The sequence below is a fragment of the Nostoc sp. UIC 10890 genome (assembly GCF_054786515.1).
Genome location: NZ_JBSGKF010000001.1, coordinates 6,098,699 through 6,124,376, shown reverse-complemented (window position 1 = coordinate 6,124,376; position 25,678 = coordinate 6,098,699). Strand labels below are relative to the sequence as shown.

Here is a 25,678-nt window from a genome sequence, read left to right as displayed (position 1 = left end):
GATGATAGTTTAAATATGTCAAAAATTCTGTTAATTACAGTTGAAGGTTCTCACCAAACTATTATTAATGCTAGAGCTTTGGAATTATTAGCTCAGATTCGGCTTCTGAAATCTTATGGTATTAGAACAGGCGATATTGACATTCAAAAACTACCGGAATCTTTACAAAATTAGTATGAGCAAAAGCGCTCTCCTGTTAAAGATAAAATTCAATTAGCTTTGATAAGTAGCTATGAGCTTTTAAGTAAGCTTCCTGATGACCATATAGGTAAACTTTATCAAGAAAGTGCAAACAAAATTATGAATGCTCTAGAAGTTCGCAATAATTCACTATTTGCTCATGGATTTCAGGCGATCATTAGTAGTGACTACCAGAAGGTAAGAGAAGTCTTTGTCAATTTTATTGAAGCTGCTATTACGGCTGTTATTCCACCTAAAATTGCAATTAAAGCCACCACAGTTTCCTAAGAATTTAGAAATTTCAAGTACTACTTACAAGTGATATTCAGATTAATCAATGTCAGTTGAAAATTTAAATCATGTTTGACACATTCAAAAATCGCTTAGAAATCACAGGTAAACTCACCACAATTACAGCATTACGCATCAGTGCAGGGCGCTCTAGTGAACCGATAGGATCTGATTTACCTGTTATTAAAGATGCCTTGGGTAATCCATTAATACCAGGTTCAAGCTTTAAAGGAGCATTGCGATCGCGCCTCGAAAGTTTTCTTCGTAGTATCGTTGGAAATAATCGTAAATTAGTCGCAAATCCTGCAATTGAGGAAGAATGGTCACTTACATCTAATGAGCTTAAAAAAATCAAAGGACTTAATTTACAAGAGTTAATAATTCTGCATCAACTTCGGACAACAGAGGCTTTTATTGATTTATCTTTGGATAAATTAATTGAATATATTAAAGATAAAAGTTTGCTCCCTGAAGATGAAATAAAGAAGCAGATTGTAGAAATAAAAGAACTGAATCTAGAACAATTAATAACCTTGCATCAAGTGTGGAAAACAGAAGATTTCATAAGTTTATATTTTGAGGATGTAATGCAGCATATACAAGCCGGATATTTACTACCAGAAGATAAACTAAATAAATTGAAGGAAAAATACAATAATGACTTTGCTTTAACATCTGTAATTCAGCAAAATACTGACTTAGTTTCTTCTCTCTTTGGTTCACCCTGGATTGCTAGCAAATTCCAAGTCAGGGATTTAACTGTATTATCTGATACTTGGTTTGGACAATATCAAGAAAGAGACGGTGTAGCAATTGACCGAGACACCGAAACAGCCGCAGATGGTAAACTTTACGATTTCCAAGTAGTTCCGGCTAGTACACAGTTTGAATTTCGGGCTGTGGTAGAAAATGCCGAAGAATGGGAATTGGGACTGTTGATGATTGGGTTACACCAGTTTGAGACAGAACAAATACCTCTGGGTGGGGGGCGATCGCGTGGATTGGGTGTCGTTAAACTAGAAATTGACAAAATGCGCTGGTTTGATGTCAATAACGATCCAGAAAAATTACTGAGATACCTACAAGAATTAGTCAGCAGTAATACAATCGATGACATATCGAGTTATGAAGACGGTAAGCAATCCAAAGAGACTTGGACTCATGCTCTCATCAATCATTTAAGAGACAATATGAATAAGAGTTCTACGGTTGAAGCAACACAAAATTCTTGAAGAGGTCAACATGGATTTCAGTAGTTTCAAAACCATTGGTGAAGTTATCAAAGCATTTCAAGTCACCTATACAGAATCAAATTTCATCAGTGAAGTTCAGTTCAATATTCCTGATTACTTCCGCGAAGATTTAGAACTTATGATGCGGGATGCTGTCGTTGATAACTCGGAATTTGCTATTTGTGAAAATCTTATTTATCCCGTACTCAAATGTGAATTTTATATTCCAACAGTGTGAAGCACAGCTAAATACTTTAGTAGCAGCTTAATCTGTATATTTGTCCAAATAAATCCAGTCATGCACAAAAAATTTGTTAATCACTGCACCATTGATTTAAGCATTATTCCCGACGGGCCAATTCTAATTAAATCAGGTAAAGAAGGAGCCGATCCGACTAAGCCTGATATGGAATTTGTAGAAACTTACCATGCTGGCGGACGTTCTATATATTTACCTGGAAGCAGTTTAAAAGGTGCAATTCGCGCCCATGCAGAACGGATTGTGAGAACGGTGGGTAAAGACAGACGCGATCCAAATAATTCGGATATACTTTGGGCTAATGATCCTTTGACTGATAAGTACGATTATCTCCAGAAAAAATCAGCACCAGATATTTACAAACTCTCTAGTTTTACAGACCAAATGTTTGGTAATACTTCCATTGCTAGCAGAGTCAGAATTGAAGATGCTTATCCTGATAAATCTCAGCCTCTCAAAATTGAAGAACGTAATGGTGTAGCAATTGATAGAGTGTTTGGTTCTGTAGCAGTTGGGCCATTCAATTATCAAGTTTGCACTGCTGGTGAATTCCACACAAAAATTCATTTGAAAAACTTCACTTTGGCACAATTAGGTTTAATTGGTTTAGTGTTGCGAGACTTAGATGATGGCTGGTTTGGTTTAGGTTTTGCCAAATCTCGCGGATTAGGTACTGTGCAAGTGAAATTAAATCAAGCCGTGGTGCAATATCCAGGTTGTGTTCTGTCGGAAGATAAACAACAAATTAACGCTTTCGGTAGTCAAAAACAATGGAATAAGACTTTTCTCTTGGGGGCTGGAGAATTTTTAGAATCTGAAGAAGCAAAATTATATAGTTTTCCCAAACCAGATAGCCAATATACCCCTGTTGCTGCACAAGAAATGGATTTAGGTTTTGGCGTGCAGCTAACTTGGCGAGAAGGTACCGTTAATGATTTGTTTGAGCGAGGGGTTAGGTCTTGGAGTAGTCTACTTGTGGGGTCAAAATGAAACCTTTTGTTGGTGTTAGCAAAGAATCTTTATCAGTACCTAAATTGCTAAAGTTAATCGCAAAATTGGCAACTCAACCTAGCTATTACTTCTTGCGCTGGACTCATAAAGTTAGTAAAGATTGGGAAATAGCACCCATAGAAACTGACTTTCCCATGATTGAAGGCCAGATGTTTAATCAAAATTTTGAACTCAGGTGGAAGCTAAAACGCAAGGATAGTTATGAAGTTCTACTTTTAAGTATAGCTGGTGAATATCCTGATTTTACAATAGTAGGTGAAGATTGGCAGACTCAAGACCAAGATGCTCATTTATATTCTTCTACTGAAACTCGTTTTCCTAAAGGTTTTCCATCTAAAAAATTGGATATCGCCCAGCGCTATTTTATCGATAAAAAAACGGCAACGGTACACTTTGTTGCTCTCACAGTTAAAAAATAAATATGACTAGTAATCGTCCTCAAAGACCTCAGCCACCAAGTAGGCCTAATCGTTCTAGTGATGGAGGTTCATCGCCTGAACTTGCACCGAAACCTTATGAATTCGTCTCTTTTCCCAAAGAACGCCCTAACTTACAGCGTCCTGTTGGACATCACAAATATTTTAGCGATCGCTTGCATGGCACTTTATATCTTACCCTAAAAGTGCAGACATCCCTCCACGTCTCCACAGGGGTAGTTTTCATGGGTAGCGACATTGGCAACAATCGCATTCCCTTAATCAAAACAATGGTACAGGGTATTGACCAAAAGCTATCAATACAAGGTAGTTCCCTTAAAGGCTGCATCAGGTCTGTGTATGAGGCAATTACTAACAGTACTTTAGCAGTAATTACTAATAAATATAGAAATCAAATCCCTACCGAACGTTTACCTTGTCGCAACAAAGAACAACTTTGCCCAGCTAGTCGAGTATTTGGTGCATTAGATTGGCAAGGTTTGCTTGATTTCAACGATGCTAAATGTGAAAATATGGGCTTTTCTACAGGATTTATGCCTTCCTTGTATCGTCCCCGCCCAGATGAAAGTAGTGCATACCTTATTCAAGGTAGAGTTGCAGGACGAAAATTTTACTACAACACAATTAGAGCAATTGATAAAGGGCAAAATGCTGGTATTCCTGTACAGCAAGCGGGAAGAGAATATATTTTCAAAACTAAATTAAATTTCAATAACTTGCTACCAGAAGAGTTAGGAACTTTGTTGATTGTCTTAGGACAAGACTCTAAGTGTCCTATTGCTTTAAAAGTAGGTGGCGGTAAGCCGATTGGGATGGGAACTATGACAGTAACTATAGACAAAATTGCCCGGCCGCAAAGTCTGCAAAAGCGATATTCTGCCTATCAACTGAATGAATCTGATGAGTTAACGGAGGATGCTTTACAACAGTTTATGCAAACACAAATCAAAGCAGCTTACTCCCGCCTGATTCAGCAACCCCAACTAGACGAACTTAAAGCTGTGCTGCGCTATCCAAGCGATCGCGAACCCCCATCGGGAATGTACTAATTATGACTATAGTTGAATTTACCTCGGAAACCCTTACAGATGCACAGTGGGAAATTGCTCATGCGATCGCTCAAACACTGGTAAAAGAAAATATAGATGTTAACGAATTGGGAAAAGCAGTTGCTTATCTCCGCGCATCCATCCACCAACCAGATCCTACGTCCAGATTTTTCAAATATTTGAAAACCCTAGTGAGTAGTGGTAGACAAATTGGGCACAGTGGTAGAACCCCAGATTATTACCGCAGTATCGATAAAGCTTGTGGTTATTATCTCAAAAATGTTCAAGATGCCTACACAATACTCCAAATTTTAGGCTGGGTATCTCGCTTGATGCGTTACTACAAAGATGCAGGGCCAATTGGAGAAATTCCAACTCCCAGCACAGCTACTTTTGAGTCACCCCGCCAAGTGGAAATTAGCAAAGTTGCTAAATCGCAAAATTTTAAGGTTGACCAGATATTAGAGGCAACAGTGACCAAAATCAATGGTAATAAGGTCACTTATGAAATTTTGGGGACAATTAAGCTAACTGAGAAAGAACCGAAGAAAGCTAGTTTGCTTCATGAAGGGCAGACAGTTCAGGTGAAAATCGTATCTCTCAAGGACGATGGGAGTATTAAAAGCGTCAAATGTGTTGATTTATGAAGAGTTTTTTGCAACTCACTTTATCTCAAGTAATACAACATAATCTTGACTTTTTGCATACTTCATACCCTTTTGGGGACGAAAATAATTAGATTAAAGCGCATTCTTCCCCTAGAGGGGATGGAAGTTGATACAATATTTGACATCATTTGCATAGCAATCAGCGATGCCAAAAGCAGCTATATCCACTAGGCGCAAAACTAAGCCACAGCCAGAGTCTCTTCCCACATGGGCAGATGACACTGAACTGGTGGGATTGGTGTTTGAACTTGAGCCAACCACTTCCACTTCCCTCTACTCTCAATACACCATTGGACTCCATGCCTGGTTTCTTGACCAAGTAAGGAAATTCAACCCAGAACTTTCTGCATATCTCCATGACGGAGAGTCAGAAAAGCCCTTCAATATTTCGGCGCTGGAAGGTCAACTCCTCGCCAGTGGAAGACAACTGCAATTGGAAGCCAAGCAAATTTACTGCTGGCATGTTAATGCTTTGTCTCCAAGAGTGGTGCAGTTTCTCAAACAATGGTTAACCCAATTGCCCCAAATTCTGGACTTAAGAGGCGCTCCCTTGCAAATAAAACAGGTGAGTATCGCCCATCCACCCACTACCTACGCGCAATTATTGCAGTCACAGCCAGAGAAACCCTCTAATGTTAACTTCAGCTTTGTCTCGCCTACCAGCTTTCGTCGCAAGGGTCATCATTTCCCCCTGCCGGTGCCAGTAAATCTCTTTCACAGCTATCTGCGTCGCTGGAATGACTTTTCAGGAATCCCAATTGCACAAGAAGCTTTTCTCGATTGGATAGATGAAGGGGTAATTATCCATCAGCATCGCTTGGAGTCGGTGAAGGTGGCGGCTGGCAAGCGGGGTTCGGTGACTGGATTCACAGGGGCAATGTCTTGTAGTTTGAGTAAGGCGGCTTTGGCGAATTCTGAGTTTACCGAGTTGTTTTATGCTTTGGCTCGACTGGCTCCCTACTGCGGTACGGGACACAAAACTACTTTTGGATTGGGACAAACTCGCTTAGATTGGGTGGAACCAGTGGTAAACTTACCGACCCAAGTGCTAACAAATCTGCTGGGAGAACGCATTGATGAATTGACAGCGCTATTCACTGCACAACGAAAACGCACAGGAGGCGATCGCACTGATAAAATTGCTTCTACTTGGGCAACTATCTTAGCACGCAGAGAGATGGGAGAATCATTGCAGGTTATATCCCAAGATTTAGAGATGCCCTATGCTACTGTGAAAACTTACGTAAAGTTAGCTCGGCGGGCGCTCAAGGATAATGTCAATCAATGAAGGGGATTGGTTGAGATTGAGAAGAATATAAGTTTCCGTTGAATAAACCAAGCAAGAAATGTGCCCATTTATACAACAAAGCAGTAATGATTGTTATAGGCTTGAAAAGCCCTTTACTTTTATACTTTTGGCGAAACTTCACCGCCAAAAAAGCACCAGAGCGATAGGAAATTACCTGTGACCAAATGCGATTGATACTTATCAAACGTTAATCTGGTTAAGTTGAACATATTCCTGTCAGCAGCATAGGTGACTTCCTACGCCCTGGTTATCTCTTGTAATTATTTTAGGTCAAGGTAACTAACGTAATAGCCAATACCATCCAGAACCTTTACGGATTAGCCAAGAGTCATCTAAGTAGGGATGATAGGCGGGGACATCAGAAAAATCTGAGTCGTTTTGAGAGCGAATCCTGAAATTGCGACAACTTCCCTCTACTTCAATGATAACAGTGTGATTGCGATCGCTAGGAGTAGGTTGCAGGATGCTATCTCTAATACTTTGTCGGTTCCTATCTATGTAAAGACAGCGCACTCTTACCAATGAGTTTTCATTGGGATTATCTAGCAAATAGGGAAGGATTTGAGAGTCACGAATTGTGCGAGAAGGATTGGCAGTTTGTGCGCTTGCCAAAGATGCTATGGACAAAAACATGGTTGTAGTCAGGATAATAATTTTCCCTCTTAGCCTGTTTTTCATAGTTTCTCCTAACGGCTAAAGAAAGCAATTGTTTGTTGTCCTTTGACTTCTGAATTATTCTTCAGTAACAGCTTATTTATTTTCCAACAGTTGATTGACTTGCTGTCCCCGACGACCAGTTTTTATTTCATAGCGCTGGGTGAGGTTATCTTCGTAATTCATATCTCTAGCAGCGGCGGAGTTAACAAAAGCATCGCAATTCCTGCCTTGAACAACTGTTGAAGAACTACTACTATTTTCCTCTGTGCGGTTGCTGCTTTGATCGCGGGAATTACTATTATTTTTACTACCTTGGCTAGAACCACTACCGCTAGCACCAATACCCAAAAAGCTAAAACCTCCACCACCACCGTCATTGTGGCTTTCGGCAGAACTAGAACGAGTATTGTTAAAGTTTGCCAAGGCAAGTTTGCTAGAACTGCTGCGGGTGCTATTACCCAAGCCAACATCACTGCACAAAGCGCGGGGGTCATTTGCTAGGGTTTTCGGGTCAACCCAAGATTGATGGTCGCCTAATCCTTGAATTTCAGTATTACCAACTGGATTGCTAGGTGAGCTAGGAGTTGGAGTCCTAGGAATTGCATTCCCTACAGCTGCTCCGGGGGTAATAGTAGCCGGTTTGAAGATACCAGTTGACTTGACATCAAAAGGGCCGGCGAAAGCTGGTAGTGTAATGCCCAGAAGTGCGGTAGCTGTTAACAAAGAACTAGCTAAGTGACGGAATTTCATGGTCATTTTCCTAATGTTTAAGTGTTAGTGTGTTTTGGGTTTTAACCCCTTCACTTACCTAATAGGTTGACCTTTATTTGTTTATGCACCCTTGACTAAAAATTTTTAACTGCTGCTAGCAGTCACCAGGATTAATATCAATATGCTTGGGTTAAGGGCTAATTGTACAAAATTGTGGGTTTTCGAGACGCGATAAATTGCCGTATCTATAAGACGCGATAAATCGCCGTCTCTACAAGTGTTTTGGTCTTATCTGAACTGTATTGGGATTAATGTTACTTTTCCCCTAGTATTGGGATTAATAGGATGATAATTTTCATGTTTTACCCAAAACTATGCAGTATCCTCTGGAGCTTACCTTTAAATTCTGGGCTTTAGCACCACAAATGTCTGTTGTTGATGCTCAAGGTAATTTGGCTTTCTATGTCAAACAGAAACTCTTCAAGCTCAAGGAAGCAATTACAATTTTTGCTGATGCTGAACAAACTCGTCCTACATACTACATCAAAGCAGATCGCATTATTGACTTCTCGGCACGCTATAACTTTACCGATAGCAACGGTACTTACATTGGTTCAGTAAAACGACGCGGATTAAAATCACTTTGGCGTGCGCGTTATGACATCTTTGATGGCGACACGACTGTTTTGAACATCCAGGAGAAAAATCCGTGGGTGAAAATTGCTGATGCTCTCTTTGCAGAAATCCCAATTGTGGGTATGTTCACTGGTTATGTTTTTAACCCAGTCTACTTGGTTAGCCGAACTGATGGCACGATTGTGATGCGTTTGGAGAAAATCCCCACTTTCCTCTCCAGAAAATTTATCATCAAAGCTGTGGATCAACTCAGCGATCGCCAAGAGCAGCAAATTTTGTTAAGCTTGATGATGATGCTACTGCTAGAACGAAACCGTGGCTAATTCGACTAAAAGCTGAAGCATGAAGGCACACCACTGAACCTCTACTCAGTTCAGTGGTGGGTAGTTTACGCTTTACACTTCAAACAGCTTTAGTCTAACCGATTAATTTCTGCCAGCTAGCAGGCCCGACAATCCCATCGGCATCTAAACCATTTTGCTTTTGAAAGTTCTTAATTGCAACCTCTGTTTGCGGGCCATAGACGCCATCATTATCAACACCTACACGGTATTGCAAGTATCTGACAACTGCACCACCAGCATGGTTTGGTCGGATAATTCGTTTTGCCAAAATTAGATTGATAGCATTCCATGTAGTTGTATCAGCAATTCCAGTCGGCTGAACTCCAACAATAGTCTGAAATTTTTCTGTGGCGGATTTTGTGTTAGCCCCAATGAAGCCATCTTCTACTAAAACCTTACCATTTCTATCAGTTATTTTGAATCTATTTAAGGCTTTTTGCAGTCTGAGAATAGTTTCATCTACATTATCTTCTTCATCTTGTACAGGGGTAACAGGGGCACTTGGCAGTTTACCAGTTAAGCCTTTAACAATTGCATTAGCCATTGTTTCTGGATTAAAAAGATTCATATCTTTTTGCGAATCAATGAAGCAACATTCTACCAAGATAGCAGGCATATTTGTATTTTTCAGGACATACAAGTGGGAACCACTCTTAACACCGCGATTAAAAAATCCCAACTTGACGATTTCATCTAATACAGGTTTAGCGATTTTTCTCCCATTTTCGCTAGTTGCAAATACTTCTGTGCCATTGGCTTGCCTGTTAAAAGCATTAAAATGAATCGAGACGTAAATATCTACTCTACTGGCATTAGCTGTAGAACATCTTTTTGATAGTGATTCCGTGACTGTTCTAGCACTACTTGGTTTACATACTACGACTTCATGTCCTAAAGCTCTTAACTTAGCTATAACTCTATTACCTACATCTAGAGTTAAATTATCCTCAACTTTGATTCCTCTAGCTCCTGTGTCTGGTGGACAATTGTGCCCACTATCAATTCCAATTTTCATGATTTCATCCTCAACTTACTTATTTTTACGCTAGTTCAAAACTTTTACAATTATAGAGACAAAGTTTTGTTAATAAATTTATTGAAGTACTTGTTAGCAACACCTGCATTATTTTCAGCATTACTACGCTAGTAAACAAAATAAGTTTTTGTGCGAACCTGAACAGCAAATTTTATGTGTAAAATTCACTAATCCAAAGTGTATTACCACAAAAAACACAACCATTATAATTTATCAATATCGGGAATAACCAGTTAATTTTTGCAATAAATTGCAATGCGGTAATTGCCTCCATTATTCAGATAATAACTCTTTATAAAAGTAGAAAGCTATGACAAATGTACCTAGTAAACTGTGGCGGAACTTTGTTTAGGGCTTAAGCCCCTTATTGAGTCCCAAGTCTTGTTAATTGAGATGGTGCATAGGTTTACACTGTGCTGTAGTAGTTCGATGCCCAAATCCCTAGACCGAATACACCCTTTGATATGAATGTGGGCTGATAAAATCGTAAACTATTTACAGACTCTACCCTAGGCTTTTTTACCTGAGCAGCTTAACACATAATGCTTTACAGTACTAACTAATACCTGATGGCTTCTAGACATCTGCCTGCGGGAGATTAATCAGATAAACTGCTCAAGAAACGAGGCTCAACATGGGATCTTTAAATTTTGTGAAGTTACTGGAGAATTCCATCAATGAACCCGGTTTAGGGTGGACTCTCTGCTTTATAGGAGAAGATCAATCTAACAAACTTGCAGAACTCACGCAGGAATTGAGAGGAGAATTTTCCACCACAGGCGATGGAAAAGAGATTTTATCTGGTTTTTCCTATTGGGGAATAGGCCCAACGATCGCATGGGATCATGCTTGCAATGATCGATTCTATCTCGTGATGAAAGAGAGTATAGAGTCTTTTAGATATCGATGGCATCAAATTCATTCTAATCATATCAGAGATCAGAAATATCATTATGTAAGTTTAGGTGTCGGCACAGGTGAAAAAGACCAAAATATTTTAAGTTTATTACTCAATACAAATTCCGATTTACTCTATTTTCCTGTTGATATGAGTTCGGAGATGTTAAGGCTAGGTGTGCAACGGGCAACTCGAGGTTCACAATTGCAAGGTAGTCATGTGCTGCCAATTCAAGTTGACTTTTCAATCGAGAGAAATGTTGACGAATTACGAAAACTACTAGATAAAGTCATCAATGATAGTCCTGTACTATTTTCTCTATTGGGAAACACATTAGCTAATTTTCAACGAGATACAGAACTGCTGGAAAGTCTTTCTAAGTTAATGCGACCTGAGGATAGGCTACTCCTAGAAGTAGCAACCACTGAAGATTTAAGCGAAGAAGCAGCACAAAAGGCAGCGAAAGAGTACGCTAAAACTAGGTCTTTTAAAGAGTTTGTCACAAGTGCATTGCTGCAAAACACTGATTTACATATCGACTTGAATAGTGTATTTTTTGATGGTTCTATAGAGACTGATAGAGGAATTTTAATAAAAATCCTATATCGTAACCTCACTGGAAACAAAATTGAAGTGGTGTTACCTGATCGGTCAGTAATGAATTTTGAAGACCAAGACACGATTCGTTTGCTTCTGACTCGGAAATATACTTCTAATGGTATCGATAAAACTATATCAGACAGTAAGCTAGTCCTTATTGATAGGCTACATACAGTATTGGAACCACGTTTGAAGAATGGATTTGGTATGGATTTAATCTTAGTTGCCCCTGACTCTTCAGGAATTAACAAGAATTCTTCTGTAGCAAATAGTATATGGTCTAAACGGTAAGATGTGATATGAGTATGAAAAACTTAGTGACATTTATCACGTTTTTCCCTTTACTTCTAGGATTTATTCTAGCTGCCGTCTGGTGGACTCAGGGAGGAAGTTTTGAGTCACTACTAACAGGCTTGGGATTATTAGCAACAATTACCGGGATTTTTGGCGAACGATGGGCATCGGCTAACGAAAAGAGGATAGAATTTCTGCGTGCTTTACTGAATGAGTGCAGATCAAATGAGGTAATTTTATCTGATAGCCGCTTCAACCCAAACTCACATAAGCCGGGACGACCAATAGTCTTTCCGCGATTAATTATATCTGTTACCGAAACAGCGATCGCATCTAATGTTTTTGCAGAACGTCAAGATAGAGAGTTGTTTTCGCTTATACATCAATGGCGACATACTGCTAATGAGTTTAACCGGAGATTAGATATTACCGAGTTGCGTACATTCACAAACCTGTCACCACAAGAAATTCGTTCACTATACGAAGCACTACAGGAATCAAAAGAGTTCAATGAAGCACTGAATTTGACTCAACACATCACAACTTTTTTGAAATCAAACTATCTAAAAGGCTTTGGTGATAGTGAAGTTTTAACTCCTTCAAGGAACTAATGACCGGAATCTGTGGGTAGATATTTAACAATCAGCCTGAAAGCATGTTTAAAATTTAAGTAAAGAAATATTTCGTAGTTTACAGGCATGAAACGCATCGTCTTGGTTGCTGGGTTTGAATCGTTCAACGCTGACTTGTATAGAAAAGCAGCCTTTTTGGCTAACTCTCGCTGTCTGGAGTTGGATATTCGGGTATTTAGCGATCGCGATCTTACCAACAAACGCACCGAGGTAGAAGCAGCACTTGATGGCGCTGATGTGTTTTTCGGCAGCCTCCTATTTGATTATGACCAGGTTGTGTGGTTGCGCGATCGCATTGCCCAAATTCCCATCCGCCTAGTCTTTGAGTCAGCCTTGGAATTGATGAGTTTAACCAAGCTGGGGGACTTTGCCATTGGGGACAAACCCAAAGGAATGCCCAAACCAGTTAAATTCATCCTCGACAAATTTAGCAACGGACGAGAAGAAGATAAACTCGCTGGTTACATCAGCTTCTTAAAAATTGGCCCCAAACTACTGAAATACGTCCCAGTGCAAAAAGTCCAAGACTTACGCAACTGGTTAATTATCTATGGTTACTGGAATGCTGGCGGCCCAGAAAACGTCGCTTCATTATTCTGGACACTGGCAGAAAAATACTTGGGTTTAAAAGTCGGCGACATTCCCCCGCTAGTCGAAACCCCCAATATCGGATTACTCCACCCCGATTATCAAGGATTTTTTGAATCCCCCCGTGAGTATTTGGAATGGTATAAAACCCATTGTAGAGACGCGATGAATCGCGTCTCTACAAAACCGATTATCGGAATTCTCCTCTACCGAAAACACGTCATCACCAAACAACCCTACATTCCGCAACTGATTCGCAGTTTTGAAGAAGCCGGCTTAACTCCTTTACCCATCTTCATCAACGGCGTAGAAGGACACGTGGCGGTACGAGATTTGATGACAACCGACTATGAAATTCAGCAACGACAACTAGGTAATATAGAGACAGCCTCACTTTCTAGTGAAGCAGTAAAAGTAGATGCGATCGTTTCCACAATTGGCTTTCCTTTAGTGGGTGGCCCGGCTGGTTCAATGGAAGCAGGGCGTCAGGTAGAAGTAGCAAAGCGCATCCTCACAGCCAAGAATGTACCTTATATTGTTGCAGCACCACTATTAATTCAAGATATTTCCTCGTGGACGCGCCAAGGTGTCGGCGGATTGCAAAGTGTAGTGTTGTACGCGTTACCAGAATTGGATGGGGCGATTGATACCGTTCCCCTCGGTGGTTTGGTGGGCGAAAATATTTATCTGGTTCCCGAACGGGTGCAGCGATTAATTGGTAGGGTGAAAACTTGGGTGTCTTTACGGCAAAAACCTGCATCAGAACGCAAGATTGCCATAATTTTATATGGATTTCCCCCAGGTTATGGTGCTGTAGGCACAGCTGCATTATTAAATGTGCCGCGTAGTTTGCTGAAGTTTCTCCACGCACTCAAAGAACAAGGTTATACCGTCGGGGATTTACCGGAAGATGGAGAAGAATTGATTCGCTGGGTGAAAGAAGCGGATGAGGCTAATCCTCTTGTGGGTGTAGATAATGATGCTCATATTGCCCACTCCACAAATAGTGTAAACGTCCGCACATTAGAAAAATGGCTGGGATATCTGCAAACCTCGCGCATCGAAAAACAATGGAAATCTCTTACGGGAACTGGAATTAAGACATACAGTGATGAATTTCAGATTGGCGGTGTGCAATTAGGAAATGTGTGGATAGGTGTACAACCACCTTTGGGGATACAAGGCGACCCGATGCGCTTAATGTTTGAACGAGATTTAACGCCCCATCCGCAATATGTCGCTTATTATAAATGGCTGCAAAATGAGTTTCAAGCTGATGCTCTAGTTCACTTTGGGATGCACGGGACGGTGGAATGGTTACCTGGTTCTCCTTTGGGTAATACTGGTTATTCTTGGTCAGATATACTGTTAGGAAATTTGCCTAATCTATATATATATGCAGCAAATAATCCGTCTGAGTCCATGTTGGCAAAACGTCGTGGTTATGGTGTATTAATTTCTCATAATGTACCGCCTTATGGTCGTGCAGGTTTATATAAAGAATTAGTGTCATTGCGGGATTTAATCTCGGAGTATCGCGAAGATCCGCAAAAGAATTATCTGCTTAAAGAAGGGATTTGTAAAAAAATTGTGGACTCTGGTTTAGATGCAGATTGTCCATTTGAAGATGCGAAAAAGTTAGGTATAGCCTTTACTCCCGAAAATGTTCGGATGTTTAGTAGTCATGCTTTTGATGATTATTTGGTGGAATTATATGAGTATTTGCAAGTTTTAGAAAATCGGTTGTTTTCTTCTGGGTTGCATATTTTGGGGGAAGCACCAAATGAGGAGGAATTGGCGTCGTATTTGCAGGCTTATTTTGGGGATGAAGAAGGAATAACTGAAGAAAGAGAAGAGGAGGAAAGACTAATCAAAGATTTGTTGATGCAATCTACGGATGAGTTAACGAATTTATTAAGGGGTTTGAATGGGGAATATATTCCGCCTGCGCCTGGTGGAGATTTGTTGCGAGATGGGGCTGGTGTGTTACCAACTGGGAGAAATATTCATGCTTTAGATCCTTATCGAATGCCTTCACCTGCTGCATACCAACGGGGACGAGAAATTGCTCAAAAAATTATCGCCCAGTATTTGGATGAACATGATAAATATCCAGAAACGGTGGCGGTGATGTTATGGGGATTGGATGCAATTAAAACGAAAGGGGAATCTCTGGGTATTCTGCTGGAATTAGTGGGGGCTGAACCTATTAAGGAAGGAACTGGCAGAATTGTTCGTTATGAATTGAAACCGTTGATGGAAGTTGGACATCCCCGCATTGATGTGTTGGGTAATTTATCTGGGATTTTCCGGGATAGTTTTGTAAATATCATCGAATTGTTGGATGATTTATTTCAACGGGCGGCTGATGCTGATGAACCGGATGATCAAAATTTTATTAGAAGACACGCTTTGGCTTTAAAAGCCCAAGGTGTGGAAAATGCATCAGCGAGATTGTTTTCTAACCCGGCGGGTGATTTTGGTTCTTTGGTAAACGATCGCGTTGTGGATGGTAACTGGGAATCTGGTGAGGAGTTGGGGAATACTTGGCAAAGTCGCAATGTATTCAGCTATGGGAGAGAAGATAAAGGTCAAGCTAGACCAGAAGTTTTGAATACGTTGTTAAAAACTAGCGATCGCATTGTCCAAGAAATTGATTCGGTAGAATATGGTTTAACGGATATTCAAGAATATTACGCCAACACCGGCGGTTTGAAAAAGGCGGCAGAAAAACAAAGCGGTAAGAAGGTTACAACCAGTTTTGTGGAAAGTTTCTCGAAAGATACTACACCCCGTAATTTAGATGATTTGCTGCGAATGGAGTATCGCACCAAATTGCTAAATCCCAAATGGGCGCAAGCGATGGCGAATCAAGGTTCTGGTGGTGCATTTGAAATTTCCCAACGGATGACAGCGTTAATTGGTTGGGGTGGTACTGCCGATTTTACCGATGATTGGGTTTATGACCAAGCGGCTGATACTTATGCATTGGATGCAGAGATGGCGGATAAATTGCGTAAGGCAAATCCTGAAGCTTTTCGCAATATTTTAGGGAGAATGTTGGAGGCGCATGGGCGGGGTTTCTGGGAAGCTGATGGTGAGAAGTTAGATAAATTGCGCCAATTGTATGAGTTGACAGATGAAGAGTTGGAAGGAGTGACGGTTTAGTGAATTGGGTACATTAGTGTACGTCAGGATTTGATGTCTGTCTTAGAGGTTATTTGAAAAGTGTTTCGCTGTGACTTTAGACACTTTTATATCCCCCTAAATCCCCCTTAAAAAGGGGGACTTTGAGAATTTTTTGCCCCCCTTTTTAAGGGGGGTTGGGGGGATCTAAAGGCTGTGAAGCAATTTTCAATACTTGTGTGTACACCGTAGCCTTTTTAAGGGGGGAACCAGAATCAAAGTCTCCTTTTATCCGGGAATTTAGGGGGGTCTAAAATTTTTGATGCCGACAAGAGGACTTTTCAAACATCCTTTTATCAATTCAAAATATACCAAATACCATCATTACTTTTGGATAAAATACGATATCTTTTCTCAATCAATTCTAGAATCTTAGGAAACCCTTCTTTAATGCGACTCTCATCGTTATCACTAATAAATATATAAGGAGGCTTGGATAAATCTAACTCCTGTAGAAGTTGTGGCCATTGCTCAGATAAAAATAATTCCAGTGACCATCCATTTAATGATGTTGCTTGAGTCCGACCAGATAAGTAGTAGATAGATGGATCACCAGCAACAAAAATCTCACCAGGTAAACTTCCTGGTTGAGAGAGAAACTCAACCTCAGAACGAAGCAATGTATAGTCTTCTCTAAATACATTCTGATATTTAAATCGTGTATCTTCAGTTAAAGCAAAATTATTCTTCACTAAAGCCACACTCTTGAATTGGAAATTTAATAATAAAGGTAATAAAAATAAAAATGACACCAGAATCTTAATTCGTCGTGAACTCAATTCCTTGAAAGGCTGCCATAATATGTCTAAACCTTTAGTTGCTAAAATACCTGTAGGCACAAATAATAGTAAATAATGGTAGCTCCATAGTGACCTGGTTTGTATAAAAATAATACCCAGCCCTAAAACAAACCAAACAACAAGTAACAAAGTCAATAAATTTTTACCCTTACGCAAGGATATATTTACTGCAACAATAGCAATTAAAACTAAAGTGACAAAATTCTTTAAGAACCATGCTGTTCCAAAAACTAACTTAAATATATTAAAAGTGCCATCAGCAACTACTTGCCTGGGATATACAAAAAATGTCTTATATACAATTGATAAACTATTAACTCCAGCAAAGTAGCTGACAACAACTAGGATGGGAAAGATAAGTCCTAGAAAAATTGGCACGCAAATTTCAATAAATATTTTCTGGAAATTCTGATGTTTGATCAATACAGAATGGAGTAAGATAGTTAGCCAGAAAGCAAGCAAAATAGGCAGAAATATTAATTTAAATATCAGGACGATTCCACCCATAAAGCCTGATATTAAAAGTTGAATAAATCTTGCCTTGCCTTCATGATAAAAAGATTGATAAGTCAGCCAAAGGCAGATAAACAAAGGAAAACCAACTAGTCCTTCTACTTGAGTAAATTGCCGATGATATGAAGAAATATAGTAAACACCAACCGTTAACAAAGGTACTAAACTTGCAATTATCCGATGCTGAAAATAAGTTTTTAAAGTCAGTTGCAATATTATGGAGAAAAGCATCATATATATCAGTTCAAATATATGGATGCCAATCTCATTAAAACCAAACAAATTTCCTGCTAAAAAATAAAAGTAATAAATTCCAGGTTGCTTTAGATCCCAAAAATCCCGATAGAGTACCTTTCCTTGTTGCATCTCCAAAGCACCTGTTGTAAATAGTGCTTGATCTCCTGAAAATGGAAAAGGTAAATGCATCAAACCAATTATGACGACAGAAATTAAAACCAGAAAGTCAATTTTGCTTAATTTAGGAAGATTAATCATGAAAATTTACTCCTGTTGACTCAATATAATATAGGACTTAAGCATTGACAGAAAATACCAAATATGTGTTCTTTGAAAAGTCAACTTAAGCTAACACCCTTTTCAAATCTCGTTTTCAGCCTCTGGCTGGAAATGCGGCTCCTGGCGGCTCTGCCGCCAGTAAGCGAGGCGGAGCCTCAACGACGAGCATTCCCAGTCGGAGACTGGGAACGAGGCAATCTAAAAGCTATTTATAGACTTGCTTTGACGTTAAGTTGACACCAATGAGCAATGTGCTTTACCCCTACAGCTGACCATCAAAGAACGATTAATAAAAGGCTGAAACGACCCATTCTCGTATATGCATACCATGATTAAGTCATAGGAACAAGATAAATGACAGAACAATCGGAAATTGAGCTTTTTTGACTTGTATGTACACCGTAGCTTTGCTAAGGGGAGGGAAACCAAAGCTACGCTTTGTCTTGTTGAGGTTCTTATTTTTGATTTATGCAAGAGGTATTATTTCAGACAACAAGCAGAAGCTATGTCTACGACGGGCTACGCCTATGCTCCTACGCTTAAGGCTATGAAAATTTAAACCTTTGCAGCTAATGTTACTTCATTTATAAGAAAGGCTTAAGTTTTTCTTGCAAATGTATAAGTCGTTGCTGCAAACGCTTAATACTTTGCAACAAATGTTCTTTCATGTATAAGAAAGGCTTAAGTCTTTCTTGCAAATGTATAAGTCGTTGCTGCAATTGTTTAATACTTTGCAACAAACGTTATTCCATATATAAGAAAGGCTTAAATCATTGCAGCAATTGTTGTAACGAACTTATGTATCTATTTACTGCCGGAAATAAAATATAGTCTAAGTGAAATTAACTAAATTTTTTGAGATGCGATTGCAACTGATTTGCTATATTTTCCCATGACAATTAGAAATACCTTGGTATAAAACAGTACTAATAACCTAGTAGCAGAGATGCATTATGGCACGTCGTAAAAGAAATTCCAGCATTTTAGAACGAGCCGATCGCCGGATTGAAAGTTTGCAATCTATCAGTGTAGAACTTGACTTTGGCGAAGGATTGACTATCCAAGCTTACACCATGACAATTAACGATCTCCGGTCTAAGCTTGCTGCTTACAACACTGCATTATCTACCATTGACAAACTTACAGATGACGTGAATAACGCAGAAAAGGCTGTAATAGCAATGTCAGAAAAAATGTTACTAGGAGTTGGCAGCCGTTACGGTAAAACCAGCCCACAATACGAGATGGCAGGTGGTGCGCGACGAGGTAATACCAAGAAGAAGCAAAGCGTACTAAGTAATTCTAAACTCACCAATTCTTTAGCAGCTGATTCTGTGAAGCTTTCTTCTGCAAATGGATCTATGAATGGGGTGTCGGGTGCGGGTGCGAGTTGAGTACAATCCAATAGGGTTTAGTGTCAACTTAAGCTCAAGTACTCAATTTACCGTGCTTTGAGATCCCCCAACCCTCTTAAAAAGGGGGCACTAGTTCCTCTTTTTTAAGGCTACGGTGTATAAGCCAAATTACCCCCCTTAATCCCCCCGATGCATTGGGGGGAAACCGGAAAATCTTGTTCCCTCCCCAATGCATTGGGGAGGGTTAGGGTGGGGTAAAATCTAGAATTTATGCTGCATAACATAGGCCAACTAGCTATCATTAGCTAAGTGGTATGTCAGATATGACGGCAATACTATTTAGTTTGCAGTCTTTATCAACTGCTTACACTCGCACCCATAAAAATTAGTTTAATCCACTTTCTATTCCCTACTCTCTATTTTTATCCGCATTACCTAAAAGTTATCTCACTAGGTACGGGGTGCAAAAAATACAAAAAATTCCTCAAGATTCAAGATTAAGGATAAGGCTATGGCAACCGAACAGTTAACTAGAGACAGCGACAATCTAGATTTAAATCAGCTATTGAGAACGCTGAATGCTGTTAAACAGGGTGACTTCTCGGCTCGGATGCCCATAGATCATACTGGTGTGGCGGGGAAAATCTCTGATACGCTCAATGATATTATTGATCAAAATGAGCGGATGGCGGCGGAGTTACAACGGATTGGTAATGTTGTCGGCAAAGAAGGCAAAATTGCCGATCGCGCCTCTCTCGGAGATGTTCGTGGTTCTTGGTCAGATTGTGTTGCTTCTGTCAATACTCTGATTACAGATTTAGTTCAACCAACTGCTGAAACTACTCGTGTAATTCGGTCAGTCGCCAATGGTGATTTATCCCAGACGATCGCAACAGAAATTGATGGCAGACCCCTCCAAGGTGAGTTTCTCCAAACTGCTAATATCGTCAACACAATGGTAGAACGGCTTGGTTCCTTTGCATCGGAAGTAACACGAGTTGCCCGTGAGGTGGGAACTGAAGGGAAGTTGGGCGTTCAAGCCGAAGTGCAAGGTGTGGCGGGTACTTGGAAAGATTTAACTGATAACGTGAACTTGATGGCGGGTAATCTCACCGGACAAGTTCGTAATATTGCCGAAGTTGCCACCGCGATCGCAAATGGCGATCTATCAAAAAAAATCACCGTCGATGTGAAAGGCGAAATTCTGGAACTTAAGAACACCGTCAACACGATGGTGGATCAACTGAATTCTTTTGCATCAGAAGTCACAAGAGTTGCCCGTGAGGTGGGAACTGAAGGTAAATTAGGTGTCCAAGCTGAAGTGCGGGGAGTGGCGGGTACTTGGAAAGATTTAACAGACAACGTGAACTTAATGGCGGGTAATCTCACCGGACAAGTTCGCAACATCGCCGAAGTTGCCACTGCGATCGCCAATGGTGATCTATCGAAAAAAATCACTGTCGATGTCAGAGGTGAAATTCTCGAACTCAAAAACACCATCAATATTATGGTGGATCAACTCAGTTCTTTTGCATCGGAAGTAACGCGGGTTGCGAGAGAAGTGGGAAGTGAAGGTAAACTGGGCGTTCAAGCAGAAGTGCGTGGAGTGGCTGGCACTTGGAAAGACTTGACCGACAGCGTAAACTTTATGGCGGGAAGCTTAACGGCACAAGTACGGAATATTGCCGAAGTGACTACTGCTGTGGCAAATGGCGACTTATCAAAAAAAATCACCGTTGATGTGAAAGGCGAAATTTTGGAGTTGAAAAACACCATTAACACAATGGTGGATCAACTTAGTTCCTTTGCTAGTGAAGTAACGCGGGTGGCGCGGGAAGTAGGAACTGAAGGAAAACTGGGTGTGCAAGCAGAAGTTAGAGGAGTGGCTGGCACTTGGAAAGACTTGACCGACAATGTAAACTCAATGGCCGGGAACCTCACCGATCAAGTACGAAACATTGCCGAAGTTGCAACTGCGATCGCCAATGGTGACTTATCCAAGAAAATTACTGTTGCTGTCAAAGGTGAAATTCTCGAACTCAAAAATACCATCAATATCATGGTGGATCAACTCAACTCCTTTGCAAGTGAAGTCACAAGGGTGGCGCGGGAGGTGGGAAGTGAGGGTAAATTGGGTGTCCAAGCAGATGTGCGCGGCGTGGCTGGTACTTGGAAAGATTTAACCGACAGCGTGAATTTCATGGCGGGAAGCTTAACGGCACAGGTGCGAAACATTGCCGCCGTCACCACCGCCGTAGCTAATGGCGACTTATCTAAAAAAATCTCCGTTGATGTCAAAGGTGAAATTTTAGAGTTGAAAAATACCGTTAACACAATGGTAGATCAACTCAATTCCTTTGCAAGTGAAGTCACGCGAGTTGCTCGTGAGGTGGGAACTGAAGGTAAATTAGGCGTACAAGCAGAAGTCAAAGGTGTAGCCGGCACTTGGAAAGATTTAACTGACAGTGTAAACTTCATGGCGGGAAGCTTGACAGCGCAAGTGCGAAACATTGCCGAAGTTACCACAGCCGTAGCAAACGGCGACTTATCTAAAAAAATCACCGTCGATGTCAAAGGTGAAATTCAGGAACTCAAAAACACCATTAATACAATGGTGGATCAGCTAAATTCTTTTGCATCGGAAGTTACCAGGGTTGCCCGTGAGGTGGGAACGGAAGGTAAATTGGGCGTGCAAGCTTACGTCAGAGGAGTTGCTGGAACCTGGAAAGATTTAACAGACAACGTGAACTCAATGGCGGGGAATCTCACCGGACAAGTTCGCAACATCGCCGAAGTTACGAAAGCGGTAGCAAATGGAGACCTTTCCAAGAAAATTACCGTCGATGCCAAAGGCGAAATTTTGGATTTGAAGAATACTACCAACACGATGGTAGATCAACTCAGTTCCTTTGCCAGTGAAGTGACGCGGGTGGCGCGGGAAGTCGGAACTGAAGGGAAATTGGGCGGACAAGCGCAAGTCCAAGGTGTAGCAGGTACTTGGAAAGATTTAACAGATAACGTGAACTCAATGGCGGGGAACTTAACAGCCCAAGTACGCGGTATTGCCAGAGTTGTGACAGCCGTTGCTAACGGTGACTTGAAACGGAAACTGATGCTAGATGCCAAAGGAGAAATTGAAACCTTGGCAGAGACAATCAACGAGATGATTGATACCCTAGCGACATTTGCCAATCAAGTAACCACAGTGGCGCGGGAAGTGGGAATTGAAGGGAAGTTAGGCGGACAAGCTAGTGTCCCTGGGGCGGCTGGGACTTGGAAAGATTTAACAGATAATGTGAATGAACTTGCTGCGACACTGACAACTCAGTTGCGAGCGATCGCAGAAGTTGCAACAGCTGTAACTAAAGGTGATTTAACTCGTTCAATTGCCGTCGAAGCATTAGGGGAAGTTGCGATACTTAAAGACAACATCAACCAGATGATTGCCAACCTGCGGGAGACAACGCAGAAAAACACCGAACAAGACTGGTTGAAAACTAACCTAGCCAAATTTACCCGAATGCTCCAAGGTCAGCGAGACTTGGAAACTGTATCTAAATTAATTCTCTCAGAACTAGCACCCTTGGTAGGAGCGCAACACGGCGTATTCTTCCTCATGGAGTCTGGGGAAAATATGCCGTATTTGAAACTAATTAGTAGCTACGCTTATCGCGAACGCAGACATTTAGCTAACCGCTTCCAATTGGGTGAAGGTTTGGTGGGACAATGCGCTTTAGAAAAAGAGCGAATTCTGCTAACGGAAGTACCGAACGATTATGTCAAAATTACCTCTGGCTTAGGAGAAGCCACGCCCCTCAATGCCGTGGTGTTACCTGTATTGTTTGAAGGACAGGTGACAGCAGTGATTGAATTAGCCTCCTTTCGCCGCTTTAGCGAAATTCATCTGACATTCTTCGACCAACTTACCGAAAGTATAGCGATCGTTCTCAACACGATCGCAGCATCGATGCGAACGGAAGAATTACTCAAGCAATCCCAATCTTTAGCCGAAGAACTACAAACCCAGCAAAGCGAACTCCGAGAAACCAACCAGCGTTTAGAACAACAAGCCCAATCACTCAAAGCCTCCGAAGATTTACTCAAAGGACAGCAAGAGGAACTGCAACAAACCAACGCCGAATTAGAAGAAAAAGCAGAATTGTTAGCTCAACAAAAGAAAGAAGTCGAGCGCAAAAATCGTGAAATTGAACAATCAAGACTGTCTTTAGAAGATAAGGCGGAACAACTCGCCCTTTCCTCAAAATACAAGTCAGAATTTCTCGCCAATATGTCCCATGAATTACGGACACCGCTAAACAGCTTGTTGATTTTGGCCAAGTTGTTAACAGATAACATCGATTGCAACCTCACCGCCAAGCAAGTCGAATACAGCCAAACAATTTACTCAGCCGGTACTGACTTGTTGACGTTAATTAATGACATTCTGGATCTCGCCAAAATCGAATCTGGAACGATGTCCATTGACATGACTCAAATGCCATTGGCAGAGTTGGGTGAGCAGATTGAGCGTACCTTCCGACAAATCGCTCAGAGTAAAGGACTTGCTTTCGCAATTGAATTTACTCCTGAATTGCCAAACAGCATTTATACAGATGTCAAACGCATACAACAGGTGTTGAAAAATCTCCTCTCCAACGCTTTTAAATTTACAGAACAAGGAGAGGTACGCTTACGGATTGCGGTGGCCAAGCTAGGCTGGAGCAACGACCATCAAACCTTAAATCGCGCCCAGATGGTAATTGCCTTCTCAGTCAGCGATACAGGCATTGGCATTGCTCCCGACAAACAAAAAGTAATTTTTGAGGCATTCCAGCAAGCCGATGGCTCTACCAGTCGCAGATATGGCGGCACCGGATTAGGCTTATCAATTAGCCGTGAAATCGCCCGTCTCTTCGGCGGTGAAATTAAACTAATTAGTCAACCAGGTGAAGGTAGCACCTTTACATTCTATTTACCACAATCGAGTGCTGAGTCTAGATCGGCACTCCTCACTCCCTACTCCCTACTCCCCACTCCCCACCCCCCACTCCCCACTCAGCACTCAGCACTCAGCACTCAGCACTCAGCACTAATTAGTGATGATCGCACTACTATAGAAAGAGGCGATCGCGTCTTACTAATTGTCGAAGATGACGTGAATTTTGCGCGTATCCTTCTAGAGATGGCGCAACAGCATGGATTCAAGGTGATAACGGCCCAAACCGGCAGTACAGGTTTGATGTTAGCGCAGCAATTCCAGCCTTCAGCCATCTTGCTAGATATCCGCTTGCCAGAAATGGATGGTTGGACGGTATTGGATCGTTTGAAACATGACCCGAATACCCGTCACATTCCCGTACATATCATGACCGTTGAGGAAGGCAGACAACGCGGTTTGCAACTAGGTGCGATCGCATATCTGCAAAAGCCCTTAACCAGCGAGACAATATCCGAGGCGTTGAGCAAAATTAAAGGTTTCGTTGAGCGCCAGGTGAAAAATTTATTGGTAGTGGAAGACGACGACACTCAACGGCATAGTATTGTTGAGTTAATTGGCAACAGCGATGTTTCGACCATTGCCGTGGGAACTGGTGCAGCAGCATTAGAAGCCATCCGTTCACAGCATTTTGATTGCCTTGTCCTCGACTTAGGGCTACCCGACATGACTGGGTTTGAACTGATCGAGCAGATAAAACTTCTACCTCACGGCAAAACTTTGCCAATTATTGTCTACACAGGTAGAGAAATTAGCAAAACTCAAGAAACGGAACTCAGACGGATTGCAGAGACAATCATTATTAAAGATGTGCGATCGCCCGAACGTCTCCTTGATGAAACAGCATTATTTTTACATCGAGTCCAAGCAAATTTACCAGCACCCAAGCGACAAATACTCGAACAACTGCATTCACAAGACTACTTACTCACAGGCAAAAAAGCGCTAATTGTAGACGACGACATGCGTAATATCTTCGCCCTTACCAGTATGCTAGAGCGTTATCAAATACAGGTTTTATATGCTGAAAATGGCAGAGAGGGAATCACCCTGTTACAAAATACACCAGATATTGATGTCATTTTGATGGACGTAATGATGCCAGAAATGGATGGTTACGAAACAACACGCTTAATCCGCCAAAACGATCAATTTAAATCTTTGCCGATTATTGCACTGACCGCTAAAGCCATGCAAGGCGATCGCGAGAAGTGTATAGAAGCAGGCGCATCAGATTACATCACCAAACCCGTAGATACCGAACAATTGCTGTCTCTATTGCGTGTTTGGCTATACCGTTAATTTGATCTAGAAATCCTTACTTCAATTTCCAATCCGGTTCGGGTTTTGGATTTTAAACTGGAATTTGGTTTGGGAAAAAGGTTAAAGGGGAAGGGTTTTATGCTCAGATCGCCGTCATCCTTCTCACTTCCTCCCAAGAGGGGTGAACTCTTTTCAAATGCGATCGCTAATGCACGGA

Annotated in this window: 19 protein-coding genes and 1 pseudogene; 15 read left to right on the top strand and 5 right to left on the bottom strand. The window is 41.1% G+C overall.

Annotation, left to right across the window (positions count from 1 at the left end; translation table 11 throughout):
- Positions 1 to 15 precede the first annotated feature (15 nt).
- The 9 genes and pseudogenes from ACWATR_RS25400 to cas6 all read left to right on the top strand — a co-directional run bounded on the left by ACWATR_RS25400 (position 16) and on the right by cas6 (position 6,415).
- Positions 16 to 174, top strand: a complete 159-nt coding sequence (locus ACWATR_RS25400; RefSeq protein ID WP_460338506.1) for a hypothetical protein — start codon at positions 16 to 18, stop codon at positions 172 to 174.
- 45 nt (positions 175 to 219) lie between these two features.
- Positions 220 to 468, top strand: coding sequence for a hypothetical protein (locus ACWATR_RS25395; RefSeq protein ID WP_460338504.1), 249 nt, complete (start codon positions 220 to 222; stop codon positions 466 to 468).
- A gap of 71 nt (positions 469 to 539) precedes the next feature.
- Positions 540 to 1,703, top strand: coding sequence for a type III CRISPR-associated RAMP protein Csx7 (gene csx7 / locus ACWATR_RS25390; RefSeq protein ID WP_460338502.1), 1,164 nt, complete (start codon positions 540 to 542; stop codon positions 1,701 to 1,703).
- 10 nt (positions 1,704 to 1,713) lie between these two features.
- Positions 1,714 to 1,914, top strand: a pseudogene (locus ACWATR_RS25385) (hypothetical protein); the annotation flags it as partial.
- Between the two features lie 87 nt (positions 1,915 to 2,001).
- On the top strand, positions 2,002 to 2,952 hold the full coding sequence (locus ACWATR_RS25380) for an RAMP superfamily CRISPR-associated protein (RefSeq protein WP_460338500.1): 951 nt from the start codon (positions 2,002 to 2,004) through the stop codon (positions 2,950 to 2,952).
- Positions 2,949 to 3,392, top strand: coding sequence for a hypothetical protein (locus ACWATR_RS25375; RefSeq protein ID WP_460338498.1), 444 nt, complete (start codon positions 2,949 to 2,951; stop codon positions 3,390 to 3,392). Before ACWATR_RS25380 ends, ACWATR_RS25375 begins: the two co-directional genes overlap by 4 nt.
- A gap of 2 nt (positions 3,393 to 3,394) precedes the next feature.
- On the top strand, positions 3,395 to 4,459 hold the full coding sequence (locus ACWATR_RS25370; RefSeq protein WP_460338496.1) for an RAMP superfamily CRISPR-associated protein: 1,065 nt from the start codon (positions 3,395 to 3,397) through the stop codon (positions 4,457 to 4,459).
- 2 nt (positions 4,460 to 4,461) lie between these two features.
- Positions 4,462 to 5,106 (top strand): hypothetical protein, encoded by a 645-nt coding sequence (locus ACWATR_RS25365; protein ID WP_460338494.1) that lies wholly within the window; start codon positions 4,462 to 4,464, stop codon positions 5,104 to 5,106.
- Between the two features lie 166 nt (positions 5,107 to 5,272).
- Positions 5,273 to 6,415 (top strand): CRISPR-associated endoribonuclease Cas6, encoded by a 1,143-nt coding sequence (gene cas6 / locus ACWATR_RS25360; protein WP_460338492.1) that lies wholly within the window; start codon positions 5,273 to 5,275, stop codon positions 6,413 to 6,415.
- On the opposite strand, the gene ACWATR_RS25355 is transcribed toward cas6, so the two are convergent.
- The 3 genes from ACWATR_RS25355 to ACWATR_RS25345 form a co-directional block, all read right to left on the bottom strand.
- On the bottom strand, positions 6,405 to 6,620 hold the full coding sequence (locus tag ACWATR_RS25355; protein WP_460338490.1) for a hypothetical protein: 216 nt from the start codon (positions 6,618 to 6,620) through the stop codon (positions 6,405 to 6,407). The two genes, cas6 and ACWATR_RS25355, sit on opposite strands and share 11 nt — an antisense overlap.
- Before the next feature lie 95 nt (positions 6,621 to 6,715).
- Positions 6,716 to 7,114, bottom strand: a complete 399-nt coding sequence (locus ACWATR_RS25350) for a hypothetical protein (RefSeq protein ID WP_460338488.1) — start codon at positions 7,112 to 7,114, stop codon at positions 6,716 to 6,718.
- Between the two features lie 72 nt (positions 7,115 to 7,186).
- The gene (locus tag ACWATR_RS25345) at positions 7,187 to 7,843 is read right to left on the bottom strand and encodes a hypothetical protein (protein ID WP_460338486.1); all 657 of its coding nucleotides are present in this window, start codon (positions 7,841 to 7,843) and stop codon (positions 7,187 to 7,189) included.
- A gap of 335 nt (positions 7,844 to 8,178) precedes the next feature.
- On the opposite strand from ACWATR_RS25345, the gene ACWATR_RS25340 reads away from it, so the two are divergent.
- The gene (locus tag ACWATR_RS25340; RefSeq protein ID WP_460338484.1) at positions 8,179 to 8,763 is read left to right on the top strand and encodes an LURP-one-related family protein; all 585 of its coding nucleotides are present in this window, start codon (positions 8,179 to 8,181) and stop codon (positions 8,761 to 8,763) included.
- A gap of 94 nt (positions 8,764 to 8,857) precedes the next feature.
- On the opposite strand, the gene ACWATR_RS25335 is transcribed toward ACWATR_RS25340, so the two are convergent.
- On the bottom strand, positions 8,858 to 9,799 hold the full coding sequence (locus tag ACWATR_RS25335) for an N-acetylmuramoyl-L-alanine amidase (RefSeq protein ID WP_460338482.1): 942 nt from the start codon (positions 9,797 to 9,799) through the stop codon (positions 8,858 to 8,860).
- Between the two features lie 655 nt (positions 9,800 to 10,454).
- On the opposite strand from ACWATR_RS25335, the gene ACWATR_RS25330 reads away from it, so the two are divergent.
- The 3 genes from ACWATR_RS25330 (at position 10,455) to bchH (ending at position 16,000) form a co-directional block, all read left to right on the top strand.
- A complete protein-coding gene (locus ACWATR_RS25330) occupies positions 10,455 to 11,609 on the top strand; it encodes an L-histidine N(alpha)-methyltransferase (protein ID WP_460338480.1) in 1,155 nt (384 codons plus the stop codon).
- An 8-nt stretch (positions 11,610 to 11,617) separates the two neighbouring features.
- The gene (locus ACWATR_RS25325; RefSeq protein ID WP_460338478.1) at positions 11,618 to 12,223 is read left to right on the top strand and encodes a hypothetical protein; all 606 of its coding nucleotides are present in this window, start codon (positions 11,618 to 11,620) and stop codon (positions 12,221 to 12,223) included.
- An 87-nt stretch (positions 12,224 to 12,310) separates the two neighbouring features.
- Entirely contained in the window at positions 12,311 to 16,000 is a 3,690-nt protein-coding gene (gene bchH, locus ACWATR_RS25320; RefSeq protein WP_460338476.1) for a magnesium chelatase subunit H, read from the top strand.
- A 314-nt stretch (positions 16,001 to 16,314) separates the two neighbouring features.
- On the opposite strand, the gene ACWATR_RS25315 is transcribed toward bchH, so the two are convergent.
- The gene (locus ACWATR_RS25315; protein WP_460338474.1) at positions 16,315 to 17,826 is read right to left on the bottom strand and encodes a hypothetical protein; all 1,512 of its coding nucleotides are present in this window, start codon (positions 17,824 to 17,826) and stop codon (positions 16,315 to 16,317) included.
- A 974-nt stretch (positions 17,827 to 18,800) separates the two neighbouring features.
- Here ACWATR_RS25315 and ACWATR_RS25310 point away from each other — a divergent pair.
- On the top strand, positions 18,801 to 19,241 hold the full coding sequence (locus tag ACWATR_RS25310; RefSeq protein ID WP_460338472.1) for a hypothetical protein: 441 nt from the start codon (positions 18,801 to 18,803) through the stop codon (positions 19,239 to 19,241).
- 472 nt (positions 19,242 to 19,713) lie between these two features.
- Positions 19,714 to 25,500 (top strand): HAMP domain-containing protein, encoded by a 5,787-nt coding sequence (locus ACWATR_RS25305; protein ID WP_460338470.1) that lies wholly within the window; start codon positions 19,714 to 19,716, stop codon positions 25,498 to 25,500.
- Positions 25,501 to 25,678: the final 178 nt, after the last annotated feature.

Excerpts from the sequence above, each read along its gene's own strand:
- ACWATR_RS25400 (WP_460338506.1), top strand. The coding sequence starts at position 16 with ATGTCAAAAATTCTGTTAATTACAGTTGAAGGTTCTCACCAAACTATT.
- csx7 (WP_460338502.1), top strand. The coding sequence starts at position 540 with ATGTTTGACACATTCAAAAATCGCTTAGAAATCACAGGTAAACTCACC.
- ACWATR_RS25380 (WP_460338500.1), top strand. The coding sequence starts at position 2,002 with ATGCACAAAAAATTTGTTAATCACTGCACCATTGATTTAAGCATTATT.
- ACWATR_RS25375 (WP_460338498.1), top strand. The coding sequence starts at position 2,949 with ATGAAACCTTTTGTTGGTGTTAGCAAAGAATCTTTATCAGTACCTAAA.
- ACWATR_RS25370 (WP_460338496.1), top strand. The coding sequence starts at position 3,395 with ATGACTAGTAATCGTCCTCAAAGACCTCAGCCACCAAGTAGGCCTAAT.
- ACWATR_RS25365 (WP_460338494.1), top strand. The coding sequence starts at position 4,462 with ATGACTATAGTTGAATTTACCTCGGAAACCCTTACAGATGCACAGTGG.
- cas6 (WP_460338492.1), top strand. The coding sequence starts at position 5,273 with ATGCCAAAAGCAGCTATATCCACTAGGCGCAAAACTAAGCCACAGCCA.
- ACWATR_RS25350 (WP_460338488.1), bottom strand. The coding sequence starts at position 7,114 with ATGAAAAACAGGCTAAGAGGGAAAATTATTATCCTGACTACAACCATG.
- ACWATR_RS25345 (WP_460338486.1), bottom strand. The coding sequence starts at position 7,843 with ATGAAATTCCGTCACTTAGCTAGTTCTTTGTTAACAGCTACCGCACTT.
- ACWATR_RS25340 (WP_460338484.1), top strand. The coding sequence starts at position 8,179 with ATGCAGTATCCTCTGGAGCTTACCTTTAAATTCTGGGCTTTAGCACCA.
- ACWATR_RS25335 (WP_460338482.1), bottom strand. The coding sequence starts at position 9,799 with ATGAAAATTGGAATTGATAGTGGGCACAATTGTCCACCAGACACAGGA.
- ACWATR_RS25330 (WP_460338480.1), top strand. The coding sequence starts at position 10,455 with ATGGGATCTTTAAATTTTGTGAAGTTACTGGAGAATTCCATCAATGAA.
- ACWATR_RS25325 (WP_460338478.1), top strand. The coding sequence starts at position 11,618 with ATGAGTATGAAAAACTTAGTGACATTTATCACGTTTTTCCCTTTACTT.
- bchH (WP_460338476.1), top strand. The coding sequence starts at position 12,311 with ATGAAACGCATCGTCTTGGTTGCTGGGTTTGAATCGTTCAACGCTGAC.
- ACWATR_RS25315 (WP_460338474.1), bottom strand. The coding sequence starts at position 17,826 with ATGATTAATCTTCCTAAATTAAGCAAAATTGACTTTCTGGTTTTAATT.
- ACWATR_RS25310 (WP_460338472.1), top strand. The coding sequence starts at position 18,801 with ATGGCACGTCGTAAAAGAAATTCCAGCATTTTAGAACGAGCCGATCGC.
- ACWATR_RS25305 (WP_460338470.1), top strand. The coding sequence starts at position 19,714 with ATGGCAACCGAACAGTTAACTAGAGACAGCGACAATCTAGATTTAAAT.